At 58.0% G+C, this 25,181-nt stretch carries 17 protein-coding genes; 4 read left to right on the forward strand and 13 right to left on the reverse strand.

Annotated features, from left to right (window positions below; translation table 11 throughout):
- Positions 1-957: 957 nt before the first annotated feature.
- On the reverse strand, positions 958-3,441 hold the full coding sequence (locus Q0J85_RS13255; RefSeq protein WP_294482498.1) for a heavy metal translocating P-type ATPase: 2,484 nt from the start codon (positions 3,439-3,441) through the stop codon (positions 958-960).
- The gene (locus Q0J85_RS13260) at positions 3,438-3,605 is read right to left on the reverse strand and encodes a FeoB-associated Cys-rich membrane protein (protein ID WP_294482502.1); all 168 of its coding nucleotides are present in this window, start codon (positions 3,603-3,605) and stop codon (positions 3,438-3,440) included. The genes Q0J85_RS13255 and Q0J85_RS13260 overlap by 4 nt, the downstream gene beginning before the upstream one ends.
- A 330-nt stretch (positions 3,606-3,935) precedes the next feature.
- On the opposite strand from Q0J85_RS13260, the gene Q0J85_RS13265 reads away from it, so the two are divergent.
- From Q0J85_RS13265 to Q0J85_RS13275, 3 genes are all read left to right on the forward strand, one after another.
- On the forward strand, positions 3,936-5,093 hold the full coding sequence (locus tag Q0J85_RS13265) for a GntR family transcriptional regulator (protein WP_294482505.1): 1,158 nt from the start codon (positions 3,936-3,938) through the stop codon (positions 5,091-5,093).
- Positions 5,094-5,118: 25 nt separating this feature from the next.
- Positions 5,119-10,299 (forward strand): glycoside hydrolase family 2 TIM barrel-domain containing protein, encoded by a 5,181-nt coding sequence (locus Q0J85_RS13270; protein ID WP_294482507.1) that lies wholly within the window; start codon positions 5,119-5,121, stop codon positions 10,297-10,299.
- 122 nt (positions 10,300-10,421) lie between these two features.
- A complete protein-coding gene (locus Q0J85_RS13275; RefSeq protein WP_294482511.1) occupies positions 10,422-11,018 on the forward strand; it encodes a prepilin-type N-terminal cleavage/methylation domain-containing protein in 597 nt (198 codons plus the stop codon).
- 93 nt (positions 11,019-11,111) lie between these two features.
- Here the strand turns inward: Q0J85_RS13275 and Q0J85_RS13280 are convergent, their stop codons facing one another.
- From Q0J85_RS13280 to Q0J85_RS13300, 5 genes are read right to left on the reverse strand one after another with little or no spacing between them, the layout of a single operon-like run.
- Complete coding sequence (locus tag Q0J85_RS13280) at positions 11,112-12,014, reverse strand: dihydrodipicolinate synthase family protein (RefSeq protein WP_294482513.1); 903 nt, start codon at positions 12,012-12,014, stop codon at positions 11,112-11,114.
- The gene (locus Q0J85_RS13285; protein ID WP_294482516.1) at positions 12,007-13,581 is read right to left on the reverse strand and encodes a sodium/solute symporter; all 1,575 of its coding nucleotides are present in this window, start codon (positions 13,579-13,581) and stop codon (positions 12,007-12,009) included. Before Q0J85_RS13285 ends, Q0J85_RS13280 begins: the two co-directional genes overlap by 8 nt.
- Positions 13,578-15,146: a hypothetical protein gene (locus tag Q0J85_RS13290; RefSeq protein WP_294482520.1), complete on the reverse strand. Its 1,569-nt coding sequence runs from the start codon at positions 15,144-15,146 to the stop codon at positions 13,578-13,580. The genes Q0J85_RS13285 and Q0J85_RS13290 overlap by 4 nt, the downstream gene beginning before the upstream one ends.
- Positions 15,134-15,892 carry a type II secretion system protein gene (locus Q0J85_RS13295; RefSeq protein ID WP_367274661.1) on the reverse strand — a complete coding sequence of 253 codons (759 nt, stop codon included), beginning with the start codon at positions 15,890-15,892 and terminating at the stop codon, positions 15,134-15,136. Before Q0J85_RS13295 ends, Q0J85_RS13290 begins: the two co-directional genes overlap by 13 nt.
- 46 nt (positions 15,893-15,938) lie before the next feature.
- Entirely contained in the window at positions 15,939-17,000 is a 1,062-nt protein-coding gene (locus tag Q0J85_RS13300) for a substrate-binding domain-containing protein (protein WP_294482525.1), read from the reverse strand.
- Positions 17,001-17,072: 72 nt separating this feature from the next.
- Between Q0J85_RS13300 and Q0J85_RS13305 the strand changes: the two genes are divergently transcribed.
- Complete coding sequence (locus Q0J85_RS13305) at positions 17,073-17,444, forward strand: hypothetical protein (RefSeq protein WP_294482528.1); 372 nt, start codon at positions 17,073-17,075, stop codon at positions 17,442-17,444.
- A 38-nt stretch (positions 17,445-17,482) separates the two neighbouring features.
- On the opposite strand, the gene Q0J85_RS13310 is transcribed toward Q0J85_RS13305, so the two are convergent.
- The 6 genes from Q0J85_RS13310 to Q0J85_RS13335 all read right to left on the reverse strand — a co-directional run.
- Positions 17,483-18,199: a type II secretion system protein gene (locus tag Q0J85_RS13310; protein ID WP_294482529.1), complete on the reverse strand. Its 717-nt coding sequence runs from the start codon at positions 18,197-18,199 to the stop codon at positions 17,483-17,485.
- Positions 18,196-21,057, reverse strand: a complete 2,862-nt coding sequence (locus Q0J85_RS13315; protein WP_294482531.1) for a polysaccharide lyase family 8 super-sandwich domain-containing protein — start codon at positions 21,055-21,057, stop codon at positions 18,196-18,198. Before Q0J85_RS13315 ends, Q0J85_RS13310 begins: the two co-directional genes overlap by 4 nt.
- Positions 21,058-21,106: 49 nt before the next feature.
- Positions 21,107-22,339 carry a hypothetical protein gene (locus Q0J85_RS13320; RefSeq protein ID WP_294482533.1) on the reverse strand — a complete coding sequence of 411 codons (1,233 nt, stop codon included), beginning with the start codon at positions 22,337-22,339 and terminating at the stop codon, positions 21,107-21,109.
- Positions 22,340-22,347: 8 nt separating this feature from the next.
- A complete protein-coding gene (locus Q0J85_RS13325) occupies positions 22,348-23,337 on the reverse strand; it encodes a LacI family DNA-binding transcriptional regulator (RefSeq protein WP_294482536.1) in 990 nt (329 codons plus the stop codon).
- A gap of 373 nt (positions 23,338-23,710) precedes the next feature.
- Positions 23,711-24,646, reverse strand: coding sequence for a DUF4434 domain-containing protein (locus Q0J85_RS13330; RefSeq protein ID WP_294482539.1), 936 nt, complete (start codon positions 24,644-24,646; stop codon positions 23,711-23,713).
- Between the two features lie 269 nt (positions 24,647-24,915).
- Positions 24,916-25,181, reverse strand: a 266-nt coding sequence (locus tag Q0J85_RS13335) for a hypothetical protein (protein ID WP_294482542.1), incomplete at its 5' end; no start/stop codon positions are given.

Consider the following 25,181-nt stretch of genomic DNA (forward strand, 5'->3'; position numbering starts at 1 on the left):
CCTTTCGTTCGGGGTTGCGCAAGAACATAGTACGCAAGTAACCTCAAATCCAGATGGGGCTGGCTGGGCGTTTACGAAACGGTGATGTGGGTGATGTGGGGGATGTGGGGGATGTGGGGGATGTGGGGGATGTGGGGGATGACGAGGTTTTTGGAGAAAAACTGGTGATGTGGCTTTTGCGGGGGAAAGATTTTCCCCCGCACCCCCATTTTTTTTTCATTGTGCGGCGAGTTCGGGGCGATGGGGAAGTTCCCTCCCGGGTTGCGGCGGCGGCTCTGCCGCCTTACTTGTCCGCCTTTGGCGGCCAACTCTTCATCGCGCGCTGGCGCGCGCTGCGGCAGAGGGCCTGCGCTGCGCTGCGTTCACCTGCGTCGTATTTACTCCTTGCTCCTTTGCCTTGCGGCAAAGGAGTTCGTTCACATCCGCTCCGCGGCGCCTACCGCGCTTATTGTGCCGGGCAAAAACGTTGCATGGAGGAGTTCGTGCAGTAGCGTTGTGCCAGACAAAAACGTTGCATGGAGGAGTTCGTGCAGTAGCGTTGTGCCGGACAAAAACGTTGCATGGAGGAGTTCGTGCTGCTGCGTAGTGCGGGCAGCCGCGTGGCGTGGGGGGGGGCGTGCTGCGGCGTAGTGTTGGGCTACAACGTTGGGTCTGGGATTTCATGCTGCTGCGTATAGTGCGGGCAGAAACGTTGCGTGGAGGAGTTCATGCGGCGATGTAGTGCCGGGCAGCAACGTAGCATGGGGGAGTTCATGCGGCGATGTAGTGCCGGGCAGCAACGTAGCATGGGGGAGTTCATGCGGCATTGTGTTGTGCCGCAGCGTTGCGCGTCGGCTGTTCCCCCTCCATGTGCTGTTCTGCAATCATCATTCCGGGCCGGCAACATTCGAGAGCAAATCTCCGCAATTTTCCTTTTGTCGATGACAAAAGGAAAATTGCGAAATTCGCCCCCGGGTGCTACCCGGTCTGGGAGGAGGTTTGGAGGAGGGGCGAAGCGCCCTCCTCCAAATTCCCTTTCCCCCTGAGCCGGAGAGCATTGAGAACGACGGTGACGGAGCTGGCGGCCATGGCGGCGGCGCCGACGATGGGGGAGAGTTTCCAGCCGAGCAGGGGGTAGAAAACGCCTGCGGCCAGGGGGATGCTGACGGTATTGTAAAAAAACGCCCAGAAGAGGTTCTGGCGGATGACGCGCATGGTTGCCCGGCTGAGTTTGATAGTGGCTGTGACTTCTGCGAGATCGTTCTGCATGAGCACGATATCAGCAGATTCCATTGCCACGTCGGTGCCGGAGCCGATGGCGATGCCGAGGTCGGCCTGGGCGAGGGCGGGGGCGTCGTTGATTCCATCGCCGACCATGGCGACGAGATGTTTTCCGTTATCCTGTATTTCCTTGATGGCGTCGGCTTTGTCTTCCGGGAGGAGTTCGGCGCGGAAGCCGGAGAGCTGCAATTCTTCCGTGATTTTCCGGGCGGTACCGGTGTTGTCTCCGGTCAGCATAAGCGTTTTGATGCCGAGTTTTTTGAGACGGGCGATCACGTCGGCGACGCCGGGTTTCAGGGAGTCGCCGATGGCGATGGCTCCGACGGGTTCGCCGTCGCGAACCGCGCAGACGAGGGAGTCGCCGGGGGAGAGAGCGAGGGTATTGAACGGCTCTGAGCTGATTCCATCGGTTTTCAGCATCCGCTCATTGCCGAAGAGCCAGCGTTTCCCGCCGATCGTGGCTGAGACGCCGAATCCGGGGCGTGAATCGAATCCGGTCGCCGCGGGCAGGGACAGGTGTTTTGCCTCCGCTTTCCGGACGATCGCAGCTGCGAGCGGATGGGTGGAGTTTCTTTCCGCGGCTGCAGCTGCGGCGAGCAACTCTTCTTCGGAGATTCCTGGGAAGCATTTCACTTCGGAGACTTCCGGTTTTCCGGCGGTCAGCGTGCCGGTTTTATCGAAGACGACGGTGTCGATTTTTCCGGCGGTTTCGAGGGCTGCGCCGCTTTTGATGAGAATTCCGGATTTAGCGCCGCGCCCGATTCCGACGATGATCGCGATCGGAGTCGCAAGTCCGAGTGCGCATGGACAGGCGATCACCATCACAGCCAGTGCGAATTCGAGCGCCGCCGCGAATTCCGCACCCGCCAGCAGCCATGCCGCCAGCGTAAGAAGCGCCGCCGTGAGGACGCCCCAGACGAAAAATCCCGCGACTTTGTCTGCGAGCCGGGCGATCGGGGGACGTGATCCCTGCGCGTCTTCCACGAGTTTGATGATGCGTGCGAGCGTGGTTTCTTCGCCGATCCGGGTTGCCCGCATGACGATCGATCCGTTGCGGCAGATTGAGCCGCCGGTGAGGGAGTCTCCCGGAAATTTATCGACCGGGAGCGGTTCTCCGGTCAGCATTGATTCGTCGATGGAGGCATTTCCCTCGAGGCTGATGCCGTCCACCGGAATTCGTTCTCCCGGTTTTATGCGGAGTCGGTCTCCGATTCTGACGAGGGCGGTCGGCACTTCCCGTTCGCTGCCGTCAGATTCAAGACGGATGGCGGTTTCAGGCGCGAGCTGCATGAGTTCACGGATCGCGCCGGAGGCTTTCCGCTTCGACCGTCCCTCGAGGAACTTCCCGAGCATGATGAGTGCGACGATCATCCCCGCCGTGTCAAAGTAAAGGTGCGCGAACTCCCCGCGGACGCAGAGCCAGAGCGAATAGACGATCGCCGCCCCGGTTCCCGAGGCGATCAGAGAGTCCATGTTCGGGCTGCCGCGGAAGAGCGCCCGGAATCCGCCCGTGTAAAACCTCCGTCCCGCGATGACGATCGGCAGCAGCAGCACGCCCTGAATCAGCGCGTTCCATCCCGATTCCGCCGGGAGAAACGACAGGGAAAACATCCCGTGCATTGCGACGAGGCAGAGCAGAATCGCAAAGGTCACAGCGACGCCGAACCGGATTGCATCGCGATGAGCCTCCGCGGCCTCTTTCGCTTCGGGCCGTTCTGCTTCGGGCGTCGCGCTCTTTCCCGAGAGGAGCGTCGGTTCAAACCCGGCTTTTTTGACGGTTTCGGCGACGGTTTCGGGAGAGAGCGATTCATCAGCTGTGAGCGTCATGCGGTTTGTTGCGATGTTGACGTAGACCTCCGAAGCGCCGGGGAGTGCCCTGACCGCGCGCTCGACGGCGGCGGCGCACGCCGCACAGTGCATCCCGCCGACCGCGAATTCCAGTTTCGCTGCCGGAACCGCCGAACCGGGGGTGGAGATCAGCGTCGGCTCGAATCCGGCTTTTTTGACGGTATCGGCGATGGTTTCGGGAGCGAGCGAGTCATCCGCGGTGAGGGTCATGCGGTTCGTCGCGATGTTGACGTAGACCTCCGAAGCGCCGGGGAGCGCGCTGACCGCCCGCTCGACAGCGGCGGCGCAGGCGGCGCAGTGCATCCCGCCGACATGAAAATTCAGTCTGCTCATTTTTTTTCATTTCCGAATTTTCGTGCCGGGCATTTTTTGCCGCAACTGCCGCAGTTGCACTCTCCTTTCCGGAATTTCCGAACGAGAAACCAGACCGCAGCCGCGGCGATCAAAAGCACCAGAACCTTGTCCCAGTGATGAATGAATGCACTGTACCATTCCATTTGAACGACTCTCCTCTCCCGCACCGATGCAGAACAGATCCATCCGGCGCTTCATTAGTTGTTTCTAATTATTATAATGCTTCCTGTCGGAAAATCAAGTTTTTTTTACCGGAAACCCCGATCCGGGGCATTTCTCCGGGAAAGTGGAATCCGGTTTGGCCCACTGTAATTCTATCTATTTACATTGGCATTAATATTAGCATATTGGCCATTTTTGCTGTATTTTATATGTTTTTTTTCTGTTTTCAGCGGGTATCTCTTGACACGGATGGGAATCTAAGTCATAATTAGAGTTGTGAACCGGAACAGGAGGTGGAAACGTTGGATCGAATGTTGCAGTTACCGTCGGAAAAGGGGGATGTTCCGCTTTATATGCAGATTGCCGATACGCTGCGCCGGTTGATTGACGACCGGACGCTGAAACCTGGTGAAAAGATTCCGCCCACCCGTGAATTGCGCGACCGGTTCGATGTAAGCACGATCACGGTCGAAGCGGGGCTCAAGGTCCTGGTGGATGAAAAATACCTGGTGCGCCATCCCCGCCGCGGCACTTTCATCAATCCGGCTCTGGCATGGCAGGGGGCGCGGCAGGTTTCTGAGAAATTGGTGATCCGGATCGTGTTCGGGGGCATCGATCTCAACGACCGTTACTGGTTCATCGTGCTGAACGCTCTGGAGGGGTCCCCGAAGCTGGCCAAGGCCGATAAGCTCTTCTGCCGCCTTCGTCCGGGAGTTCCGGACGGGGAGCAGATCGACCGCCTGACCGAAGGGTGTTCGGGACTGGTGCTCTGCGGCTACACGCCCCGCGCACTGATCGAAGGGTTGAGCGAACGACGCAAGCCGTTCGTCATGATCGGAGGTCTTGACAGCGATGCTCCGGCGCAGGTTGAGATCGATGCGGTGGTTCATGATGACATTCACCGTGCATTTTTGTCGACACGCCACCTGCTCGATCTTGAGCACCGGCGCATCTGCTGTGTTGCGGGTCCGGCCGGGAGCCGCCTCGCCGGTGACATCGAGACCGGTTACCGGGCCGCTTTGAAAGAGTACAATCTGCCGCGGAGTGCAGCCATGATCGTGCCGGTTGCCGCGCACACCATCAAAGCCGGTTTTGAGGCGGGACTCAAGCTGCTGACGGCTTCGCCGCGTCCGTCCGCGGTATTCGCCTGTGACGACCGGCTGGCGGTCGGAGTGGCAAAGGCGGCGCTGCATCTCGGATTCCGGATTCCGGAAGATCTGTCGCTGGTCGGCTGCGGCAATCAGGACATTGCCAGAATCCTCTCGCCGGAATTGACGACGACGCCGAGTTATCCGGAGCGGTCGGCTGAAATTGCGGTCGACAAGCTGTTCGGACAGCTCAACGATCCGCAGCATCGCCGTTCCCGCACCGTGCTGCAGATCACGGAGCTGGTCATCGGCGGAACCACACGGATCTGGCGTCCTTCGCCGGAGCTCTCCGAACGATTGATTCACAGCAACAGAATTTGACGGCCATGGAACGGGGAAAGGGAAGATGATGAGAAGTTTGCAACCGATGTTTTGTGCGGCACTCGCCGCTCTGGCCGCCGGAACGCTTTCGGCCGCTCCGCTCACGGTGGAGTTCCGCGCCGGAGAACCGCTGAAACTCGAGAATCTGCGCCGGGAATCGCACCAGGGCGTTCAATTCGGGGACTCCGATCGACTGGTGATTTCCGGCAACGGGGAGAAGGCCGGTTCCGTCACTCTCGACAGCCGCGCGTTCGGCCGGGAGTCGTTCGGGGATTTTGAGTGCCGGGCGTTGACGCACGGGTCGCTGAATGCGTCTCCCGCTTCCAGGCTGATCTTTTCCGGATCGGAAAACGGGGTCGACTTCTCGCCGCTCGCCGTGACCGCGGGCGGGCGCAAAGGGTTGACCGGAGGATACTCGATGAGTACTCTGCATCACACATCCTATTCTCCGGTGCGCTATCTGCGGATTGAATTCCGTGATTTGCCGCCGGGGGATTACTGGAAGTTGCAGCTTGCGTCGCTGCTGTTTCCCGAACCGCCGCCGGAGTGCTATGAACGGGAGCTTGTGCTGAAGTTTACGAAAGAGGCGCCGCTGAAACTCGAGAATCTGCGCCAGGAGAGTTATCAGGGGCAGCAGTTCGGACTGGAGTCTCCGCGTCTGGTTCTGCAGAACGCCGACACCGGAGCGGTGACGGCTGATCTGGCGAACTATCCCGGCGCCCGGGCGTTCCGCGAACTTACGCTGAAAGTTGTCGCCCAGAGTGCGCTCAAGGGAAACGCGAAGGAGCATCTGGTTGTTCAGGCTTCGAATGACGGCCGCACATGGGTTCCACTGGAGCTCGCTCCGGCCGGAAAGGCCAGAGGATTGACCGGGGGGTATCGGCTCGAAACATTCACCGCGAAATGCGACCGCCCGTACCGCTTCGTTTCGGCACGGATCACGGGAGTTCCGGGGAAACTCTACTGGCATCTGCAACTCGCGGAGCTGACGCTCAAAGTCAATGGCAAAGCGGCTTCGCCCGCCGGGGAACCCGTTCCGCAGGGCAAGCGGTTCGATGCGCCTTCTCTGGCGGCGGGGGCGCGGATCGCGCTTCGGCTTCACACGCTTGGATTGGAGAAGGCGAAACTGTTTTTTTTCGCTGACGGCGTGAAACTTTCTCCCCGCCAGCGCGACGGCGCGGCCGACGGCGGCGGCTGGCGCGAACGTACGGTCGAGGTGTGGAGCGACAAGCCGTTCCGGACTCTCCAGGTGGCCGCCTCCACCGAACCGGAGTGGGCGGTTCAGCTCGGAGAAGTGAAGTTCATCAACGACCGTGCCGCGTATGAGCGGGAGATGCTCGGGCCGGTTCCTTCCTACCGGATCGGAAAGGAGTCCCCCGTTTGCTCCGTGGACCGTATCTACGCCAGTTATCTGCAATCACCCGACGCGGTGAAACTCGAAATTTTCGACAGTGTGAAATGGGGGGCGGCAAAACTGGATCCCTCCGGATTCCGGGCGCCGAACTGGAACGGGCTCTCGATTCTGCGCGAACCCGGACGCGAGGTGCTTGCGACGCTCTACCGGTTCCGACTCGCGGCTGACTTCGATCCGGAAAAAGAGGATCTTGTTTTCACCATTCCCCAGAGTGCGTTTACGACCACGATTTATCTGGATGGAAAGAAGATTGCAAATTATCATGAAGGATTTCTGCCGGTTTCAACCCTGCTGACCGACGCCATGCAGCCGGGCAGGGAGCATGAAGTCGTCATCAAAGTGGAGGGATATCGGTCGGCTTATGATTCGAAGGGGAGGGTTCTGTTTCCGATCGGGGCGATGGCGCCGTGGACGAGCGGAATCACGCAGCCTCCGGTTTTCGAAAAACGTGCGAAGCTCCGGGCGGAAAATCTGTTTGTCCGGAGTACCCCCGACGCTGTCGCCGTCTCCGCTGAAATCCACAACGGAACCGCTTCCATGAAGAGCGGAAAGGCCGCGTTCATCGTGACCGACGCGGAGGGGCGGGAACTTCTGCGCAGCGAAATCCCGTTCCGGGTTTCCGCCGGAACGAGCGCCCCGGTGGAAGCGGTTCTGCCCGCCGACGGCAGGTTGAAAAAGTGGGACATCGGCAAGCCGAATCTCTATTTTGCCCATGTCGAGTTCGATGCCGGGAGCGGCCGCCAGGTTTCGGCGCCGGTTCGCTTCGGGTTCCGCACGGTCGAATTGCGGGGGGACAGCCTCTTTCTGAACGGCCGCAAGATTCGGCTTCGCGGGCCCTGGGCGCACATCGGGGAGTGGACGTTCCGCCGTTCTTACGAGGGGCGCTCCCTGAACGACCGCGAACTCTTTGAAACATTGCTGGCAAACGGGTTGAATGCGGGGCGCCTCCACTGCCAGCCCTTCAACCGGGCGTTCTACGATGCGGCCGATGAGGCGGGGTTTCTGATTATCGCGGAGGCGGCGCTGGCGCATCGCCCGGCGAACCAGGCAAGTCTCGAACACATCGACCGGTTTGTCCGGACGCTGCGGAACCACCCTTCGATCGTGATCTGGTCGGGATCGAACGAGTTCGAACACTGGATCACTCCGCGTCCCCGCAAGACGATGGATTTTCTGCTTGAGGTGCAGAACCGGATCAAGGCGCTCGATCCGAGCCGCCCGGTTCAGCACAGCGGCTTCGGCGACGCCTGGGGGAAACTTGATATTTACAACATCCACTATCCTGCTGACAACAAAGGATTTCCACGTACACTCTACTGGACGCGGAACCCGTCGATCCTGCCGAACAAGCTCTACCGCGAGAATTTCACAAGTTACAATCCCGTCGGCAAAAAGCCGCTCGCATACGGCGAGGAGCGGATTCCCGGCGACGGAGTGGATCTGTCGATGCTCTTCGGCGAGACCGCCCTGCGGGCGCGGCTTGCAAACACGCCGGAGGGCAAGCGCGAAAACCTGCGCATGCTCGCTCGCGACTGGGCGCTGCGCACCCGCGCCGAGCGCGAACAGAATGTGCTGCTCTTCTGCCCGAATGTCTTCTATGTCGGCCTTGATTCGGTGTTTGTGAAGGAGCTGTCGCGCGATTTCCGCGATGTCGGAGCATATCCGAAATTCCGCAACCCCGTGCTTCAGGCCGGGAAGAAGGAACAGATTCCGGTTGTGCTGTTCGAGGATTCCGGACGGCCGTTCCGCGGAAACGTCCGGCTGGAGCTGGTTTCGGAGTCCGGCGCCCCGGTCGCCGATGTCCGGCTTGACTTCAGCAGTCCGGGCGGCACCCTCGCGGAGAGTTCCGCCGTTCTGGATATTCCGGAAAACGCCTCCGGAAAAGCGAAGCTCGTCACCACGACGTGCAATTTCGAGGGCGCGGAAGTGTTCCGTGACGAGACGGAGTTCCTGATCGCGCCGCCGGCCGATCTGCCGCAGTTGGAAGGGACGCTGCATGTCTGGGGCGAGCTCGGCGAACTTGCGTCTTTTGCGAAACGCTGCGGTCTCCGTCTTGCGGCGGTCTCTTCGCCGGAGCAGCTCAAATCCGCGCGGCGTCCGGCCCTCTGGATCTCCCCGTCGGTTTCCGATGTCGAACTTCAGAAATATGCGAAAACCCTGGCCGATCTCGTTGCTGCGGGAGGCCGGGTCATTCTGGCGGAACGGGTGCGCGGCACGATGTGTCTGCCGTCCGACGCGATCTGGAACGGGGATTCCGAGGCGATCTCCTGCATCGGTTTCGTGCGCGGCGCTCATCCGGTTACAGAGGGGATCGACGATCTCGAACTGCGGTACTGGGAACGCGATTTTGCGTTGACTGACGGAGTCACCGGCAAGCCGGAGAACGGCAATTTCCGCATCCTGGTCGATGGAGGGGCAAACTGTGCCGAAACGTATCTCTGGGAACTTCCTTTCGGAAAGGGCTTCTATCTGGTCAATCACCTGAAGCTGACGGCCAATGCCGTTTTATTGCCGCAGGCGGAAAAACTGCTGCATCGGCTGATCTCGTACGCGCTCTCCGCGCCGGAAACCCGTCTCGAACCGGGGGCCGTGCTTGGTGCTGACGAGGACTTCTCCGCCGGCATCCTGCTCGACGCAGGCTGGAAAAGTGCCGCCGAACTGCCGGAAGCGGAGACGCTGGCCATCACCGGCGAGGCGTTGCGGAAACTCGGGACGGACGCGGTCGCAAAAGCCGCCTCACGCGCCCGGAACATTCTGGTATTCAATGCGCCGGAGGCCGTGGTCGGCAAACTCTCTTCCGCTCTGGCCGGAGCGGCGCCTGGAACGGAACAGGTCAAACTTCAGAGCGGCGACCGATTTTATTTTTCGGCGGACGACAAACTGTTCAACGGCATTACCTCCGCGGATCTGAATTGGGCGGCCCGGGCGGAGTTGCCGTACCGGTTTGTCGATGCCGGGCCGTTTCGCAGTTCGATCGCTCACGGGGCGGACGCGGTGTGCCGCAAGCCGGACGGCGGAGTGGTGCTCTTTCTGAATCTGCCTCTCGACCGGGACGTGCCTTCGGCGGGAACGCGGGCGCGTTTCCTCTCGCAGCTCGCGACGAATCTCAACGTTCAGCTTGAGGCGAAGCAAGTGAAGAATCACGATCCGGATGCCGTTCGCAACACACCGGTCGATCTCGGGCCGATCGTGAATGCGTCGCGTGCGGTCTATTTCGGCGGGCCGTTTCCGTCGGGCAACGTTGAGCTCTGCGGGGTGCCGTTCCATCTGCCGGTCGCAAGCCGGGAGCAGTCGGCGGATTTCTTCCGGTTCAACGCCCGCAGAAACTTCAAAGGAACGCTCGAATTCGATACCCCGATCGACCGCTTCACCACTGAGACGCCGGAACGGGTCAAACTGCCGCTCGCGCGGGTACAGGCCGAGAGCATCTTCTTCCTGCACGGCGCGAATCGCAACTGGAAACTTGAACGCTTCCGGTCGGGATCGCAGGTCGGAGAGTATCGGATCCTGTTCGAGGACGGTTCCTCCACCCGGATTCCGCTGACTTTCGGCGTGAACATCGGCTGCGTGCGCGGCAGCCTCGACCCCGTGCCGCGTGCAAAACTCGCGGGCGTCTGGCAGATGCCGCCGAACGGAGACGGGGAAAGTGCCGCGGCATTCGTCTATGAGTGGGAGAACCCGACGCCGGAGAAGAAGATCGTTGGAATCGAACTCGTGAACGGATGTAATGTTCCGCACGACCTCTTCCTCTTTGCCGTGACGCTCCGGGAATCCGTCGCGCAGTATCAGTGAACGAACAATTCAAGCCGTGCAAATGCACCATAAAACACAATATGGGAGAAGAAAGCAGCAGGAGAAAAAATCAGAGAAGATGCAGCATCCGTGACATCCATTCAAACCAGAAGGAAGTTGACATGAGAAGAAGACAATTCACCTTGATAGAGCTCCTCGTTGTAATTGCGATCATCGCCATTCTCGCCTCCATGCTGCTGCCCGCATTGAACAAGGCGAGGGAGGCGGCCAAACGCTCCAGCTGTCAGAACAATTTGAGCCAGATCGGGAAATATATTTCGATGTACGCGATGAGCTATTCCGATTACATCGTACCGATGCGCACCCCGGGAAAGGACGGCAACCAGGACTGGTGGAACAGCAAGCTGAGCCTTCCCGGCGGCTGGCAGAGCAAACAGCTGTATTGTCCGTCGAATCCGGAACGGGGAGACGCGAGATTCCGCAGCTACGCCAAGAACGGCGAAACCGGAAGCGAAGGAAAGATCACGGCCGTGCGCAATCCCTCCGGCAAGTGCATTCTGACCGATTCTCCGTCGCAGCCCGATGCCTGGGCGCTCTACTTCCACTGGAGCTGGGGAGGCAAGAATGGATATGACAGACGACACAACAACGGGGTCAACATTCTCTGTGTCGACGGGCATGTCGAATATCTGAACTACGCGGAATGTTCCGCCAGTCTGACCTGGCCCTGGTCGCTCTGGAAATACCTTGAACCGTGATGTGCGGGCAGCAAAACGGCGGCGAACCTTTCCCCCGGGCAGGGGGGAGGCGGTTCGCCGCCGTCTGATTTTGATGAAAGTTGCGGAACGGAGTTATTTCCCGCTCATGATCTCCTCGTATTCGCGGAGGATCGACTGTTTCTGTTCGGTGGTCAGAGCGGCGAGCGGCAGGCGCGGGTCGCCCGCGTCGATCCCCTGCGTCGCCATCAGCACCTTGCCGCAGGCGACACCGCCGTATCGAACCAGCAGATCGACGCCGCGGCAGACTTTGTTCATTCCGGCCTCGACCGCCTCCCAGTCTCCGCGGTCGAATGCGCGATCGATCTCGAAATAGAGGTCGGACTGATAATTGTAGGTGCTGCCGATGAATCCGCGCGCACCGAGTGCCCGCGCTCCGGCGTAGAATTCGTCCGTTCCATAGACGATGTCGTACTTTCCGCCGAGAGCACGGCGACAGAGCTGATACTCGTAGAGATTCATGCTGTTGAACTTGATTCCGGCGAGTGTCGGGATGACCCCGTCGGCTTTCTCGAGAAACTCCGGCATCGGGAGGTTGATTCCCGAGAGCGACGAGTGATAGTAATAGAACCGGCAGTGCGGAGCGAACGCCGCCGCTTTCCGGCAGTAGCGCACGAGCAGCTCCACGGTTGCGGGTTTGAAGTAGTTGGCGGGAACCAGGCTCACGGCGAAAACTCCGAGTTCATCGGCTCTGCGGCCGAGCGTCTCGACATCCTTGAGTGAAAGTGCGCCGATGTGGACGATGAGTTTGAGTTTCCCCTGCGCAGCCTCGTGCCAGCGCTCCATGACTTTCAACCGTTCCTCGACCGAGCAGGAGATTCCTTCGCCGGTGCTGCCGCTGATGTAGGCGCCGGTCAGCCCTTTGCGGATCAGCAGTTCCGCCTGCTGCGGTATGATCTCCCAGGCGATTTCGCCATTTTTGTCGAACGGGGTGTGCGGGGCTGCAATGAGCCCGGTCAGATGTTCTGTTTTACTCATGAAAGCATCCTTGTGATTGTGAGACTTGTCGGTTACAGTGCAGAGTTTTGAGCGTAAGCCCGTCGAGATTCCGGCGGTTGGGCCAGATGATCGAAAGCAGGGGCGGCAGAAGCATTCCGAGTACCAGACCGGGAATCCCCAGATACCAGAATCCCCAGCGCATCTCTTCCGGAACTGCGTAATACATGAGATACGGGACGAGCAGATTGACGACTCCTCCAATGATCATCGTCCAGAAAATTGCTCGTGCTGAGACTCGTTCAGAGATTACCCCATAGAAGAAGGCAACGAAAAGAATTGGCCACAAATTGCTCCAGACTCCAATCACTTCCAACAGAGTTGTCCGAACCCCTTGTCCGACGATGACCATCATGAGCGCTGTGAATATCGCCAACCCTCCGGCCAGCGCTGTCAGCAGCCGGCAAACAGACATCTCTCGCGGCGTTCCGGCTAGATTCGGTTTCGCCGTAAGCACCAGATCCTTGAAACAGACGGTGACCAGACTGTTGATCGCCCCCGCCACTGTGCTCATCAATGCCGCCAGCAGAGCAACAATGATGATTCCCGGTAACGGTGCCGGCAGCTCACTGTGAATGAAAAAGCCAAGGACCTTGTCTCCTGCCATTCCTTCCGGCAGATGGCCTCCTCCTCCGTTGTAATAGAAGAAAAGAAATAACCCGATACCGTAAAGCATTGTTACAACTGGAATGCTCAACAAATAGTTGGCATAGGTCGAACGCACCGCTTTGTGGTAACTTCTGCTGGTCAGGAGCCGTTGAATGACAAGCTGATCGCAGCACATCGTCTGCAACGGAATCTGTACCGCAACCAGAATCAGCAACCAGAAATTCCAGCGATCGTGCAGGTTTATCCGGTAAAATTCCGGTTGAGCGAATGTTCCGAACAGTCGATTGTTGTCTCCCGCAAATGCGAACACCGCTTCTACATCAAATCCGGTCACCTGCAGAAGCCGGAACAGAATCGCCGCAATTCCGAGAAAAATAATGATCGACTGGATCACATCCGCCAGAATCACCGCCCGGATTCCTCCCCAGAATGTATAAGCCAATGTGATGAGACCGATCACCGTGATCGTCATTTCCGGTCTCCATCCCGCCAGTGATTCAAAAATCACCGCTGCAGCGTAGAATACACAGCCGGTATAGAACAAACGGACCAGTATGAAGATGATAGCGGCGATCAAACGGCATTTACGATCATACCGTTTTTCCAGATACTCGTACGCGGAGAACGTCGGTGCTGTGAAGAAGAATCGCAGGAACAACCAGATTCCGAGCGGAACGATGAGGATCTGACTCAGAGCCACCACCATCATCGTCAATCCGAAATTGTAGGCTTCTCCCGGAATCGAGACGAAACTGATCGTGCTGAAGAGCGTTGCAAAAACAGCTAAAGCGACGACAAACCAGTTCATGGAGCGTTTCGCCATCAGGTATTCGTCCGTATCCTGTCGATGTCGGCAGCGACTGGCGAATCCGAGTCCGATCACCAGAAGCAGATAGACGACGATAACCACCCAGTCGCAGGTTGATAGTGTATCAGTCATTGCACCGCTCCTTTTTTCTGAAAGAATTTTGACACCGGTAGAAAGAGTCCTGCGTCGTTTTCTTCAAAGTTCAACGCTTCGTGATAAAGAATGCCATTCGCTTCCAGAAATGCGAATGTTTTCGCCTGCTGCAGCAATTCTTCGGCAGAAAATGTTTTTCGCTTTCCATAGTGATAAATTTGCGCCCAGAAAAACAGTTTCTGTCCCGGTTGTGTGACCTGGAGAAAACGGTTGTATTCTCTTGACGCAAAATAATCACTGACCATGTATTGGCCGCTTACGATGCCGTCAATCCGCCCTGAACGGAGGTTTTCTTTCCATGGGAACGGAGTATTCCCGTAATTCCCGAGGATAACGCCGTTGCTCAGGGTGGCGGCGGCGACGCCGAGAATCACTTTCTGGCCTGATTCATGAATCATTGCCGATGCTTTCTGGAGAAATTCATCGTAGCCTCTGCTTTTGATCTTCCGCCATTTTTCAAGATCAAAATCCTCCGTGCGGATATCCCGATGATAAAGTCGCTTGTATTCCGCAACTATCGATGGGTTGAATCCATAATCATCTCCGGAATCACGAGCGAATTCATGACTGTGGCTCCGGGTGCATAGATAAAATCCATCTGCTTTATAATCAATTAGTTCACGTATCATATTCAGCCGATATTTTATAGCTTCCGGTTCATTGTAGCACATGGTTCCCGGCAGTACTTCCCCCTGACGATTCATGAGCATGGTGTCGCGGTGATTGCGTTGGAATTCCGACATGCAGAAATCGGGAATGGTCGGATGCGGAATTGCTTCATCCGACAATGTCATCCAGATCATGATCTGAATTCCATTCTTCCGCGCCTCCCGTACTGCTACTTCAAGCGGGTCAATCATTTGAAGCACTCTGGCAACTTTTTGCTGTCCTTCATTGAGCTGTTCAATCGGGGCATGGCCGGGAAAGACTGTTGCAGCTCCCCGACTTCGATATGCCACCTGACCGTGAATGGAGATTCGCCAGAAGACTCCCGTAACTCCGCGTTTCCGGCAGAGCTGGAAAAAATGTTTGATCTCCTGTTCCGCATACAGTTCGGTTCCGAGCTTTCTGGAGTAATAAACTTCGTCAAAGTAATCCATGTTCAGCCAGAGTTCCATCGAATGGCCGTCCGTGATCTGGTTGCGATTCACTTTTTCCAACCGCAATCCGGAGAATTCCACTTGCTCGTTTCCGGATTCAAGGCGGATTTCCAATTTTTTTGCATTTGCAGGTGTGCAGATTTTCGCCGTGAGCATTCCCGGTGAAGATGAATTCGGAATGCCGAAGTATTGAAACAGCCAGCGATTTTCTGCTGATCGCAAGATTCCGCTCAGGCCCGTTTCTCCTGAGTGGACAGGTGTATTTCGTCTGGCGCTCAGAATATAAAATGTTTCCGGTTCAACTTCTACAACGCAGCGAAACGATTTCCCCGGTTTCACTGAAACAACTCCGGTCGCGCTTTCCGGCAACGCGATCTCCTGCGCCCCACACCAGGAGACAACAGCCAACAAGCAACTGATTAACAGATTCTTTACTCGTTCCATTTGATGATCTTTCCAATTCCATTTCGATCGTAAATCGTGTAGCCCGCCGGATAGACCTGATAGAGCTGGCTCTCTGCCGTTTTTTCCACCCAGGCTTCCATCTGCAGCGCCTCCGCATGTCCATCCAGAAAGACCGAGTGTATACGGTCTTGATGGCGCGCATGAGCATGCTGCGTTCCACTGTTTCCCAAGCCGAACATGCTGATCTGGCGTTGCGTGGCGGTATCCAGGGTATCTGCCAGATAAAAGGTTGATGTGGCCTTTTTGACCCGGCGCAGATTCAGACAGCGGGCGTTTCCGGAGATGCCGGTCCCTTTTTCTGAAACAAAAGCGCTGTGAGTTTTCAAATAGCAGTTGACGTCTCCAATCGCACCATAACATTCGTTGATGGCGGTATCCGATTTCGGATTCGATCCTTCCCAGGAGGGGCAGATCATTGCCGAGCTTCCTTTCTGCAGATAGCCGTAATAAATCATGTGATCTGCCCAGGAGTAATGACTCCAGGAAGGGGGCGTCCGTAAAATCATCAACGGCAGATACTCTTTGTTATCGTTCGCATAAAGCATTGCTGCTTGACCGCACCCTTTCAGGTTGGAGATACAGTTGGCGGCTTTCCCTCTTTCTCTGGCTTGGTTCAGCGCGGGCAGGAGCATTGAGGCGAGAATTGCGATGATCGCAATTACCACCAGAAGTTCGATCAGTGTAAAACTGTTGCTGTTTGTTCCGGTTTGCGAATGACATCTCATGGCACATCTTTCCTTTCTTTCATGTTCGGGTTGAGATATACGCGAGTCATATTGTTTCATCACCGATTGCCGGTGGCCGGCACAGCGAACCGCGTTCGATGATCGTTCCGTAGGGCGTGACGATTCCGGTGACCGCCGCCTGCGGATCACGAATCATCTGCTGAAGCAGTGTCATGCAGTTCTCCGCAGCTTTGGGAATGTCGAGGTCGATGATCGAATATCCTGGCGAACTCGGGATCAGCAGGGCGTTTGAACCGTTTACCAGCAGGGAAATATCCTTCCCGATTTTCAAATTTTTTTCCCGCAGAACCGAGGTGATGGTGTCCAGCGACCAGGAGTTCATTGCAAATACCGCGTCCGGCCGCTCGACGGTATCGAACATGGCGGAAAATTCTGCGCGCACCGATCCGATCGGCGGAACCGCGATCGTCAACTTGACGCCGTGTTTCGCTGCGGCGGATGCCATCTCGTTTTCAAAGAGATTCCGGACGACCAGCGCATCTTCTCCCTCGCCGACCATGGCGATTTTCCGTGCTCCGCTCTGCTGAAATCGCGTCACGATGCGTTCGGCCGCGTCGGTGAAGTCGATGGTGATGCGTGGAAAACCCAGATTGACCGGATAGATCCCGACTACGGGAAGCCTCGTAGCAGTCAGTCTGCGCACCTGCTGTTCACTGATCCGATCCAGCACGATCACGCCGGAAACCCCGGCTTCGGCCAGGACGGAGAAGTTCTCTCCGACCAGGAGCGACAAATATCCCGCTTTTTCGATGGTGCGGTGCAGCGCCGCGATGATGCGACCGAGTTTGAGGTCGTTGTCAAAGTCGCTGTCTCCCACTACGATACCGATGACGCAGCGTTTCAAAATTTTCAGACGGGAGGGTTGCGGCGGCAGCTCCCGGACAAACGTCCCGCGTCCCCGCTGCCGGATGATGTATCCCTGTTTTTCAAGCTGGGCAAACGCTTTGCGGGCCGTCAGAATGGTAACGTCAAACTGCCGGGCGACATCCGCCTCCGAAAAAAAGCGGTCTTCAACGGAAAAACGTCCGCTCGAAAGCTCCTGCAACATATAGCTTTCTATTTCCTGATATTTCAACACCCGTTCCATGAACAACCTTTCTTGGTTTTATGAAAACTATATGTTTGTATAGTTTTCGGGATATATTATGAATCATTTCTGATGAAAAAGCAAGTGCTGTTCCGAAATTTTTTTCTTTTTTTCGGGCCGCTGGAGAAAAATAACGGGCGAGAGTCCGTTGGCAAGGACAAAAAACGGCGGCAGATTGCCTGCCGCCGTTTGAGGAGAGAGAGTATTGAATCTGTCTGTTCTGCGTCCTGTGTGTTACTCGCGCAGGGATTCGAGCAGTTCGGTGAGACGCACTTCCGCGCCGCAAACGGTACGGTTGCATCCGGCGCGGTTGACGCCTTTTGCCCGGATGGCTCGTTTGCGGGAGGAGCGCTGACCCATATGTCGGCGGTTCATCGAAAATCCGTCGGACGGCAGATCGGGGCTTTGTCTCACTCTTCCGGCGCGGAGCCGGGACGCGGCTGAATACTGCTCAGACTGCGTCGACGACTCCGGCCGACGGCTCAGAATCGCGCGTCGAAATAGTTCCGGCAGGTCCAGAGGGTCTGGTAGCCGCTGGCGGTCGTGCGCGCCTTGACGTGGCCGTCGAGGAAAAAGTAGTTCAAGGTCCCGCTGGTGTGACGCTTTTCGAGCTGCGTCTCGTTGTTGTAGACGATCTTCGTGTCGTTGCCCTCGGTGAAGTCATTTTCAAAGTACCACGGCGTTTCGGAAGGATATTTCCAGAGCGACAGCCGGTTCATCAGCTGGGTCGAATTGCGCAGAAGATAATTATTGAATACGCAGAACGAGGAGCGGATCTTATCCCCCCGGCGCGGATCGCTCGGACAGATCTCGATCGGCCGGGCGTCCATCTGGACGTGGTCGCGGTTGAAGTTGCTCTGCCAGCTCTCGCCGTAGTAGGGGCGGTAGTAGGAGCGGTAATCATCGGTGTGTCCCCCGAAGACATCGTATCGGGCGTTCGCCTGAATCGGCACGAATTCCCGCGAGTCCTGCGCATACATGAGCACGCCGTTCCCGAGCTGACGCAGATTGCCGGTGCATTTGCTCATCTGCGCCCGGTTCCGCGCCTGATTCAGCGCGGGCAGCAGCATGCTTGCCAGAATCGCGATGATCGCAATCACAACGAGGAGCTCTATCAAGGTGAAGCGGCGGGACCAGCCGCAATGCGGAGTTACGGAGAACTGCGGATACTGAAGAGGGGATTGGTGACGTCGTTTCATTTCTGAGACTCCTTCTGGGTTGATATGGAAACGGTTTTACCGGAATTGACGCCGTCTGGCATGGGCAGCTCAACAAGGGTGCGGACTCCATTGCGTTCCAGCGTGACACTCACGCTTTTCCGGGCGGGATCCTGCAGCGGATCTGCCGCGTGCAGAGTGTCGTTACGGAGCATGAGGAGCACCGGGGCGTCGACCGTGATCGCGAGATCGTCCGCGCGGAGTTCGCCCGGTTCGTAGAAAACCGCCTGAACACAACCGTTCCTGCGGTCGCGGACCGCCTGGAGTTCCCGGGTGTTCGCCAGGATCTCGACGGGCGGTTCGGCGCAGTAGCGGGCGAACTCCTCTGCCGTGCCCGGCCGGAAATTGACGAGATACGCCCCCGCGCCGTCGGCAATTTCACGTCCGTGATCGAGATGGAGTTCCATCATCGGCAGTTCGGCGGGGTAGCCGGCTTCCGGCCGGTTGCGCAGGTCGAATTCGTGCCAGCGCGCCGGGCGTTTGTCGCCGGAGAGCACCCAGTTGCCCGGAGTCAGCGTAAGATAGCCGATCCCGGCATGAAGCGCCGCGATTTGCGAGGCATGGCAGGTGAATGCGTTCCCCGGGGAGACCTGAACCGGTTTTCCGCCGTCGGCGGTGTAAGTCAGAGGTTCCACCCATTCGGTCTGGTCGACCGTGGTGTGGATGGTTCCCGGAATTTCCGGCGTCAGATTTTTCACTCCGCAGACGAGCTGCACGAGCTCGTGATCGGTGAGAAAGTAGGCTTTGCGGGCGGTGACGCCGGTCAGCTTCGGATTGTTGGGATTCCCGTCCGGGTAGGGGGCGCGGGCGTACTCAAATGCGCAGCAGCCGATTTCCCCGTCGGTGACGCCTCCGGCGAACGGGGAGAGTCCCGGTGTTCCGTCCCAGGAGTCGTTGCTGTAATCATGTGTGTAGTCGATCCGGCGGGCGGTGACGCCCGGGATCGCGGTGGTCGTCCAGTAGCCGCGCGCGAGATTGTAAGTCCCGGGTCGTTTCATGAGAAAGGTGGCGCCGTCCGCGAGGAAATCGGTTCCGACCGAAGCGGCGGCGACGACTTCGTGACTCTTCGTTCGGGAGCTGGTCATGTTGATGCCGCAGAAATAGTCTGCCCGGCGCTGGATCAGATCGTCGTTGTTGAAGTAGTAGCGGCAGCCGACGGGTTCGGGTCGTTTGCCGTCGATGATGTCGAGATACTCCTGAAGCTGTGCACGTTCGGTTTCTGCTTCCGGCGGCAGCAGTTTGTTGCGCAGACTCCAGGTCAACGCGGTCACATTGTAGTCCTGAAATCCGCCTTTCGGCCGATAGACCATGCCGTCCCGTCCCGGCGCCATGAGGGTCGGACCGTATTCGCGGAGATCGTAGCAGTAGAAGATCGTCGTGCCGATGTAGTCGATGAGCGGGCGGTACGCTTCGCTGCCGATCTCCTGTTCCCACGGAGTTCCCTTGAGCCGGAGGCAGTTGTCGACGATTCCGCGCATGCCGTCGCGCACGTAGCGGTAGAGATAGTTCTGGCGCGTGTGTCCCCAGCCCGCGCCGTCGGCGGTGAGGCCCTCCTGCCAGAATGATTCGTTCCGGGTGTTGTAACTCGTCACGCTCAACGCTTTGCGGCACACTTCCGCGACGACGTCGATCATCGCCGGGTTGCGGCAGACGAGTGCGCAGTCGATGAGCGGGCGGTAGCAGAAATTTCCGCCGACCCAGCCGCCGCTGCGCCGGAACTGCGAGGCCGTGACGATGGTCTTGAAATGGGGCTTGATCGGGTGGAGAAAACACTCCGACGCGACTGCCCGGCAGAGCCGGTTGAAACGCACGAGTTCCGGATCTTTGACGCGCCCCGTCTCCACCGATTCCATGTCGTCGAAGAACGTAAAGTACGCTTTGATCGCCAGACCGGGCATGTGAAACGCACTGGCGATCCAGCGGAAGTCGTTGCGGTTGAGTTCGTAATCAAAGTAGAACGTCAGCGACCGGATCAGTTCGGCCCGATATTCGGGGGTATGGTCGGGAATCCCGGCGTTCCAGCAGTCGAGCAGGAATTCGAGCCGGTCTTTGGCCTGGAGTGCGGCGGCTTCGCCGACGTGTTCCGGCGTGGCGTTCGGGGACTTGAACGCGATCTCGCGGGCGAGAACCTGGTCGCGGTCCTCAATGTCGGTGAATCCGCCGTCCGGCCGGAGCAGCTTCCGAAACTCGGCGATCCGTCGCAGTTTCTCCTCTTTTGAGAGATCCGGTTCGGTGGGGGGACGCCAGCGCGGCTGCGGCCGGTAGCTCCGTCTGAGAGAGTCGATGGCGGCGAGTTTTTCCGTGAGTTGCGGATCGTTTTTCGAGCGGGCGATCGTCTCCGGATCGGAGTTGTCGGGCCAGTACGGAGCGGCCGACGACGCCGGCAGAGCGGCTTCGCCCGAGCTCAGGCGGATCTCGCCGATTTCGAGCCGGAATCCTGCGGGAACTTTCGCCTCCCATCCCTTGCTGTTCAGCGTGATCGAGGTGATCTGATGCCAGCCGGCGGGTGACCGGAACGGGGTCAGCCGATTCAGTTCGAGCGTGTAGTCGTTCCAGTCCGGAGAGTTGAGCGTGAGCGGGGCGGCGTAGTAGCCGCGTCCTTTCGCGTGCGCAGAGTGGAAGAGCACCATGATGGTCGCAGGCAGGCTTCCGGCCGGGCGCAGCCGCAGCGTGACCCGGCGGTATGCCGAAAGATCCGTCTGCGGCGGGTCGAACTTCAGCTCCGACTGCCGCGCTGTCTCCCACCGTTTTTCCGTGTCGGATACCGTCAGCGCGGCCTCCGCTGCGGAGAGCAGCGAAGTCGCTGCCAGTACCAGACTTGTCAAAATCACTCTCTTCACTCCTGTCCCTCCTGATCCGTCTCGTCCGCAAAGGGCGACAAACGTTTGTTCATTGTTGAAAAAAACATTTCCCATCGAATACGGTTTTGCCGTTGAGTTCGTTCGCCAGCACCCAGGAGACGGGCGCATTGGTCCAGCCGCTGTAAATGCTTGCCGCGCCGCCCTCGAACCGGTTGCCGCCGCCCCAGGTCCCGGCGTCGAGATCGAACATGCCGCGCCAGCAGCCGTGGAACTGCGGCTGCGGGGAGGTGTCCTGAATCGAGAGCACCAGATTCAGAACTCTTTCATAAGCGGTTTGGAATTCCGGTCGGAAATTCCGGGCGGCGCAGAGTCCGAGCAATGCCCAGTTCACGGTGTAGATCATGTCGACGAGATTCGCGCCGGCGGGCGCCTCGTAATGTTCGGCCGGGATGTTTCCGGAGTTCGGGTCCATGCGGGCGATCAGGGCCTCCGCCCGGCGTCCGGCCTGTTGGCGGAACGTCTCATCTTTCAGATATGCGAACGCGGCGCACAGCCCGATGAGGGCGTAGGCCTGTTCGCTGGCGTTCAGGGCGTCGCCGTTCCGGTCGACGGCGTCGAAATAGGCGTGGATGAAGTTCGCGGATTCCGATTCCGGTTTTTCCGCATACGCCCGGGCGATTCCCAGGCAGCCGATGGCGCCCCAGTGCGGCAGGTCGATGCGCCCGAGCCATTCGCCGTCGGGATCGACGCGGTAGTTTTCGTAGTCGCGGGCGTCTCCGCGGAACGCGCGTTCGAGTGCCCGGCGCAGTTCTCCGGCGAGAATCATGGCGTGATGGCGCATGTCATATTTTTCATCGAATTCGGGATGACGGCGGGCGATTTCGAGTTGCAGAAAGACGCACCACGCCTCATCGTCGAAGTAGACGACCGAACCCCGTTTGATGTGCGACCAGTTCCAGCTTCCGGGGATGAACGGAGTCGGCACCCGCGCGAGAAGTCCGCTGCGGCAGTAGAGAAACTCCAGCAATTCCGCCGCGAGGTCGTAATGCCGTTTGTCGCCTGTCAGATCATGCGCCAGCAGAAAGAGATAGGCGGTCTGGAAGTTGCAGTCCGCCCTGCGCTGTTCGACGATGCAGTAGCCGTTGTGGTCGGTCCACGCGGGAAAATGTTCGCACATTTTCCGGAGGGCTTCGTTGTTTTCCGTGAGGGCGATCCGTTCGGCAACGCCCCATCTGCCGTCGGCCGGGTCGATGATGCCCGACCGCCGGAACCAGGCGAGGTTGCGTTTCAATGCCCGTTCGATTGTTCTCCGACTGCTCATAAATTCCTCTATGCGGTTGCCCGCCGGACGAGAGTCGGGCGGATCAGGGTTGAATGTTCAAACTCCATATTGTAGATGATCTTCAGCAGAATCCGGATGGCGCGCCGTCCCTCTTCGCGGAACTCCTGATGAATCGTGGTCAGCGGCGGATCTGTAAAAGCCGAAAACTCCAGGTTGTCGTAGCCGACCAGATAGAACTCCCGTCCCGGAACGATTCCGGCGCGGCGGGCCTGGCGGATCAGTTCCCACGCCTGATAGTCGGTGTCGGCGAAGATTCCGCACTGTCCCGGCGGGGAGTGCTTTACGATCTCGATAATTTCTTCCGCGGAAACGGATTGTTTCGCTGTTTTTCCACTTTTTTCGACGCGATTCAGAAAGCCCTCGCTGCGTTTGGAGAGCACGGAATAGGGGATGGTTTCATGCGTCGAAAAGATCATCAGATCGGTGCATTCCGGATGTTCCATGAGCACTTCCGCCGCGAGTGCGCCGCCGAACGCTTCATCCATGGAGAGCGTCGGCAGATTGGTCTCGTCCGGATTGTTCAGCATGAGCACCTTGCCGCCGGAGGCGCAATATTCGCGCAGCATCTCCTCCTGTTCGGGGAAATGGTACTGGCGCGGCGAGTAGGAGATGATTCCGGTGCTGGCCAGCGAGTTGTGATCCGCAAGAAACGACCGGTAACTGGCCGCGTCGAGCCCCGAGTGGAGCTGCAGCGAGAATCCCGCGCGATTCGCCTCCTCGTGAAGTCCGAGGATCAGGTCGGCGATCAGCCGGTTTGAAAATTCCGGCACGAAGACGCCGATGGCTGCACTGCGTTTCCGCCGCATGAATTCGGCCGCGTGATTCCGGCGATATCCCATCCGCGCGGCCGTCTCGGAGATGAGCCGCAAGGTGTGAGGCGCGATCCGCGCGTTCGCATCCGGATTCGGATTCAATGCGCGGGAGACGACCGAGACCGACAGCCCGAGTTCCTGCGCGATGTCTTTGAGAGAAGTCATTCGTTATAAGCCTGAAACCATGTTGATAATCACTTTGAACAAACGTTTGTTCTTTTTTTATTATGACACATTTCCCCTGGTTTGTCAAGAGGAATTTTCAGAAAAAGCGTTTTTTTTGCCGATGAAACGGCAGTCACAGGAATGGGAGCTGCAATCCGCAGACAGGGGAAACCGGCGTTGACAGACGTGACGGGAAATGGAGTCGAAGAAGCGTTCGCATTCCGAGGGTACTGAGGAGATGCGGGGGGAGGGGGATTTCAGCGGACTTCCGTGCCCGGAATGATCGGGGGCGGCTCCGGGAATCCTCCTGCTGCGTGCGGATACTCCCTCAACAGGAGGATTCCGGAATTCGTTGAACGGAAATGATTTCCGTTCATTTCCCGGCGAGGTGGAAATGCTCGCAATAGCGGTCGAAAAGATGTCCGGCGGCGCGGTAACACGAGTTCGGGCTCATGAAGTGGGAGAATTCAAACGTGATCGCCTTCTCGACTCCGGCGGCTTTCGCGGCCTCGAGTTTCATGAGCATCTTCTCCCACTTGATCGGCAGAAAGTGAATCGGCATATCGCGGTCGAAACTCTCGCAGTTGGTCCAGCTGGTCATGCCGTAGCGGTCGGTCAGCTTCTTGTTGACCCGCAGATAGTCGGCAAGTTCGTGATAGTCGCAGTGACCGTCCTGAAACGCGACGATGTCGACCGCGCCCTGAATTCCCTTGAGAATTTCGTTCCACTCTTTTTCGTGCTGTTCGAGGCCGATGGCGTCTTCCTTGTAGAGCTGTTCCCCCGGCACCGCGAGTTTGATTCCGTCGATATACGGCGAAATCATCGTCGGCAGATTTCCGGAGAGCTGTTTCACATAGTGCCCCATTCCGGCGTAGAGTTCGGTGATTCCCGCGAACGCGCGGCTGACCTCGAAGTTCAAATACCAGCCGCCGAACGCCTTGCGGCTGCCGTAACGGCTCCAGACTTCGTCGGCGACCGCGCGGCTGATCTCCATTTCGCGTTCACATTCGTGGTTGTGCCAGTATTTGCCGGAATCGTACAGTCCGAAATAAAATTTCATGCCGTATTTCCCGGCGAGATCGAGGAAGAGGTCCACGAGATCGACGGGCGGCTTGTAGCATCCCTCGTGCCGCATGAGGTAGTCCGACGGGTAGGTGATGAAGCGGCGGTGGCCGCAGCGGATCAGGATCACGGTGTCGATCCCGATCGACTTCATCGATGCGAAATCGCGGTCCCACTCTTCACGTCCCCAGTTCTGGTGCGGGATGTCGTGGCTGATCTCATCGAGAAATGTTCCGGTTATCTGCATGACAATGGTTCCTTTTTTTTGTGCTTGATGAGCCATCGTGAGAGAAGCAATGTTTTTCTCTCGCGAATCCCATGTTCTGCACGATTGTTACAGCTGATAAGTATACCTTGTCATCCGGAAGAAGTCAAGAGCGCAATGAAAAAATATGATCGGCCGGGATCCGGCGGATGGTGCTGACTTGTTGGACGTTGAAGATCGATTCCCTGCTTGCCGGTGTCCGGCACGGTTTCGGAATTTGCAAAACGTCACTTGAAACAGCGGCTCCATTTTTACATCTGCAGAATAAGATTTCTGCCTGGTGCCGCGGAAGAAAGAGCTGGAATCAGACCATGAAAAAACACCGCCAGCGCAAGAAGCCTGGCGGTGTATGTATTTTTTAGAACAGCATGGAACTTCTCCGAGTGCTGTTCAGAATCATCTGATCCCATGATTCCGGAGGAACTTTTCTTTCGGATCAGCGGAAGAATTTCACGAGCAGCACGGTCTGTTCGAGCGGGAGTTCGGTGAAGATCGCCTTGCCTCCCTCGAATTTGAC

This window comes from uncultured Victivallis sp., assembly GCA_944389935.1.
In the GTDB taxonomy this organism is placed as follows: Bacteria; Verrucomicrobiota; Lentisphaeria; order Victivallales; family Victivallaceae; genus Victivallis.